Raw genomic sequence first — 4,449 nt, 5'->3', positions numbered from 1 at the left:
GGAATAGCATTCACCCCGTCCGCTCATCTTCGCCGAAGGCCCACCATGCAGTTCGAGCACCTGGAATCCCTGCGCAGGCATCACCCCGCCTGGCGACTGCTGCGGGCCGACAACGCACCGCTGGTGCTGTCGTTCCTCGGCACGGTGTTCGTCGAGGAGAACGCACGGTCGATGGCCGCGGAAGAGTTGGCCGATCGGCTCGATGACGTGCTGTACGCGCTCAACGAGCGGATGGGTGAGGGGACATTCCCCAAATCGGCCAAGGCGTATCTGAACGATTGGGCTGCGCCCGAGGCGGGTTGGCTGCGCAAGTACTACCCGCCGGGTTCCGATGAGGTGCATTTCGATGCGACACCTGCGGTGGAGAAGGCGCTCACCTGGGTGCAAGGTTTGGCCGACCGGTCCTTTGTCGGGACCGAGTCGCGGTTGAACACGGTGTTCGAGTTGTTGCGGCAGATGGCATTCGGCGCGGAGACCGATCCACAGGTGCGGTTGGCGGAATTGCGACGGCGGCGGGACGCGATCGACACCGAGATCGAGCGGGTGCGGGAGGGGCGGTTCGCGCCGCTCGACGATGTGGCGTTGCGGGATCGCTATCAGCAGTTCACGGCGACGGCGCGGGAGTTGCTCGCCGATTTCCGTGAGGTGGAGGCCAATTTTCGACAGTTGGATCGGGAGCTGCGGGAGCGGATCGCGACCTGGGATGGATCGAAGGCCGGGCTGCTCGACGACATGCTCGGCAGCCGGGACGCGATCGCGGAATCCGATCAGGGGCGCAGTTTTCAGGCGTTCTACGACTTTCTGCTCTCGTACGAGAAGCAGTCGGAGTTCACCGATCTGCTGGCCAAGGTGCAGGAGCTGGCCGCCATCGGGGAACCGGATCCGCACATGCGGCGCATTCATCACGATTGGCTCGACGCCGGCGGACGCACCCAGGCCACGGTGCGGCTGCTGTCGGAGCAGCTGCGCCGCTTCCTCGACGATCAGGTATGGCTGGAGAACCGGCGGGTCATGGACATTCTGCGCAGTATCGAGGCGAATGCTTTGCGGGTCAGGGAGATTCGTGATCCAGAGATCAGCGTCGAGCTGGACGCGACCGCCGCGGAGTTGGGCCTGCCGATGGAACGACCACTCTATCGAGTGGCCGATAAGGCCCCGCTGGTGACGACTGGAATCACCGAGGCCGATGAGGAAGTCGATGCGGACCTGCTTTTCCAGCAGGTGTTCGTGGACCCGACGCGACTGATCGAATCAGTTCGCAGCGCGTTGCGGCATCGCGCCCAGATCACGTTGCCGACGCTGCTGCGGGACCATCCGCTCGAACAGGGCTTGGCCGAGCTGGTTACCTACCTCTCGCTCAGCGACCCGGATTTCACCGTCGATTTCGACGAAGGACAGCGGGACAGAGTGCACTGGTTGGACGCGGACGACGCCCACCGCAGCGGTGTGATACCGCGAATCACCTTCGTGCGCAAGGGCATCGATAAGGAGCTCGCATGACCGCCCCGGTCGAGTCGGATCTGTCGCAGGTGGTCACGCACCTGCTCAAAGGCGTCCTGTATCGCGACACCCACGACAAGCAGTGGCGTCAGTTGTTGGCCCTGCGCGCTCAGGTGCGCGACTACGTGGCGGTGATCGGGCTGACCGCGGTCATCGACGAGGCCGAAGGCTACGCGTTCCTCCGATCCCGACCGGATATCGGCGAGCCGGACGGACCCGCCATTCCGCGCCTGATCCCCCGCCGTGCGCTGTCCTTTCACGTCAGCCTGCTGCTCGCGCTGCTACGCAAACGGCTCGCCGAGCACGATGCCAAGGACGGGGCGGCGAAGGTGGTGCTCAGCCGCGAGCAGATCGTGGAAATGGTGCGCATGTTCCTGCCCGAGAGCAGCAATGAAGCGCGTCTGGTAGAGCAGATCGATACACATATCACCAAGGTGAAGGAACTCGGATTCCTGCGCCAGCTCGGCGATCAGAACCTGTACGAGGTGCGCCGCATTCTCAAGGCGTTCGTGGACGGACAGTGGCTGTCGGAGTTCGATCAGCGGCTCGCCGAGTACGCGGCGACCTTGGCGGGAGGGGACGAGTCATGACGACGGAGGTGATCGATCTCGACGGCGCCACACCGGGTTTCCGGCTGGCTCGGCTCGAGATCCTGAACTGGGGAACGTTCGACGAGCGAGTGTGGTCGTTTGTCCCGGGCAGCCGCAATGGATTGCTCACCGGTGATATCGGATCGGGAAAGTCCACCATTGTCGACGCACTCACTACGCTGCTGCTGCCCGCGAACCGGATCTCGTACAACAAGGCGGCCGGCGCGGAAACCCGCGAGCGAGATCTGCGCTCGTATGTCCTGGGACACTACAAATCCGAGCGCAACGAGACCACCGGCACCAGCCAGTCGGTCGGGCTGCGGAAGAGCGACAAGTTCACGGTGCTGCTCGCGGTCTTCGAGAACAGCAGCTTCGGCTCGAAAGTCACTCTCGCCCAGTTCTTCTGGTTTCGCGATCAGAGTTCGGCCGGTCAGCCGGACAGGTTCTATGTGACCGCGGACTCGGCACTGACCGTGGCGGAGGACTTCACCGATTTCGGCGGTGACATCGCCGTGCTGAAGCGGCGCCTACGCAAGGCGGGCGCAACTGTCCACGACGGATTCCCCTCGTACGGAAAGGATTTCCGGCGGCGGCTCGGAATCGAGTCCGAGCAAGCGATGGAACTGTTCCATCAAACCGTGTCCATGAAGTCGGTGGGCAATCTGAACGACTTCGTACGCAACCACATGCTCGAACCGTTCGATGCCGAGGGCGTGATCCGTGACGTGGTCACGCATTTCGAGGATCTGACCGAGGCGCACGACGCCGTGGTCAAGGCGCGCGAGCAACTCGCGCTGCTGGATCCCCTGCTGGAAGATTGCGCCCAGTACCGTCGATTCTCGCTGGAAATCGAAGACCTCACAGCCCGCCGCGACGCCCTGCCGTATTTCTACGCCGACCGGAAACAGCACCTCCTGACCGAGACGATCGAGCAGCTCGGCATCGACGTGCTCGCAATGCGGAACGACCGCGATCGCGCGGGCACCGCGGTGAACGATCTACGCGCCCGACAGCGCGACCTCGAACTGGAACGCGCCGGTCATGGCGGCAACCGGCTCAGCGAAATCGAGAAAGATCTGGGCCGGTTGGCGGGCGAACGAGACGCACGACAGACCCGGGCGACCCGATTCGGCGAGCTCCTCGATGCGGCTGGACTGCGCCCGGTCACGGACGCGATGCAGTTCAGCACGCGAATGCGCGAGATCGGTGAACGGACCGCGTCCGTGGACGAGGCGGCCGCGAAACAGCAGAATGTGCTCAACCAGCTGGCATTCGATAAGCGCGACGCTGAGACCGAAGCTGACATCGTCAAGCAGGAACTCCTCAGCCTGCGCGACCGTCGCAGCAATATCCCCGCTCAACAACTGGAACTCCGGCGACGATTGTGCGCTGCTGTCGGACTCGCCGAAACAGACCTGCCCTACGTGGGCGAGCTGATCGGGGTGCGTAGCGAGGAAAGCGCGTGGGAGGGAGCTGCCGAGCGGGTACTGCACGGATTCGGGTTGGCATTGCTGGTCGCCTCCGAACACTATGCGGCCGTATCGGATTGGATCGATGGCAACCATCTCGGCGGGCGGATCGTCTACTTCCGAGTGGCGACATCTCCGGCCCCGGAACGCATTGTCGAGGTCGCAGCCCGGGCGCTCTACACGAAATTGGAGATCAAGCAGTCACCTTTCAGCGACTGGCTCGATCGGGAGCTGCGGTTTCGCGCCGACTACGAATGCGTCACGTCGATGACCGAATTCCGGCGCGCCAGGACCGCACTCACCATGAGCGGACAGGTGAAGGGCGGCCGCGGACGACATGAAAAGGACGACCGGCACCGGATCGATGACCGCCGCAACTACGTGCTCGGCTGGAGCAATCAGAACAAGATCGAAACACTGCTCGCGGAGGCGCGGCGACTGACCGGCGTGCTCAATGACCTCGACGGCAAGCAGCGGATCGCAGGAAAACAGCTCGAGGAGCTGACCGTCCAGGCCAAGGCATTGACGAAGCTCGCCGAGTTCCACAGTTTCGACGAACTGGACTGGGCCGCAAGAGTTCACGCGATCGCGGAACTCGAGCGAGAGAAAGAAGAGATTGAACGCTCGTCGGGGGCACTCCAGGCAATCGCGGCGAAGCTCGAAAAGGTGGATGCGGACCTGAAAAGGGCCGATGCGCGAACGAGAAAGCTCGACGGCGACATCGCCATCGCCGAGCAGCGGATCCGCGATGCACAGGCAAGTCTCACGACAGTGGAAGCCCAACTGCTGCAACCCGATTGCGCCTCGGCACGCGGCTTGTTCGCCGCGCTCGCCGATGCCGCGGCAGCCTACCTGGCCGATACCGTCCAGGCCTGTGTTGATGCGCTCAG

The 4,449-nt window shown here is 63.6% G+C and carries 3 protein-coding genes; all 3 read left to right on the top strand.

From position 1 onward, the window contains the following. Nucleotides 1-45 precede the first annotated feature (45 nt). A complete protein-coding gene (locus ACWELQ_RS39250) occupies nucleotides 46-1,500 on the top strand; it encodes a DUF3375 domain-containing protein (protein WP_452402073.1) in 1,455 nt (484 codons plus the stop codon). Then, nucleotides 1,497-2,090 carry a DUF4194 domain-containing protein gene (locus tag ACWELQ_RS39245; RefSeq protein ID WP_452402072.1) on the top strand — a complete coding sequence of 198 codons (594 nt, stop codon included), beginning with the start codon at nucleotides 1,497-1,499 and terminating at the stop codon, nucleotides 2,088-2,090. The genes ACWELQ_RS39250 and ACWELQ_RS39245 overlap by 4 nt, the downstream gene beginning before the upstream one ends. A gap of 8 nt (nucleotides 2,091-2,098) precedes the next feature. Beyond that, on the top strand, nucleotides 2,099-4,449 hold a 2,351-nt coding region (locus tag ACWELQ_RS39240; RefSeq protein WP_452402071.1), incomplete at its 3' end, for an ATP-binding protein.

The organism is Nocardia sp. NPDC004722 (assembly GCF_053601505.1).
Note: the sequence above shows the minus strand (reverse complement) of the source record. Positions and strands in the feature narration are given on the sequence as shown.

Coding starts and splice junctions, on each gene's coding strand:
- ACWELQ_RS39250 (WP_452402073.1), top strand. CDS start 46: ATGCAGTTCGAGCACCTGGAATCCCTGCGCAGGCATCACCCCGCCTGG.
- ACWELQ_RS39245 (WP_452402072.1), top strand. CDS start 1,497: ATGACCGCCCCGGTCGAGTCGGATCTGTCGCAGGTGGTCACGCACCTG.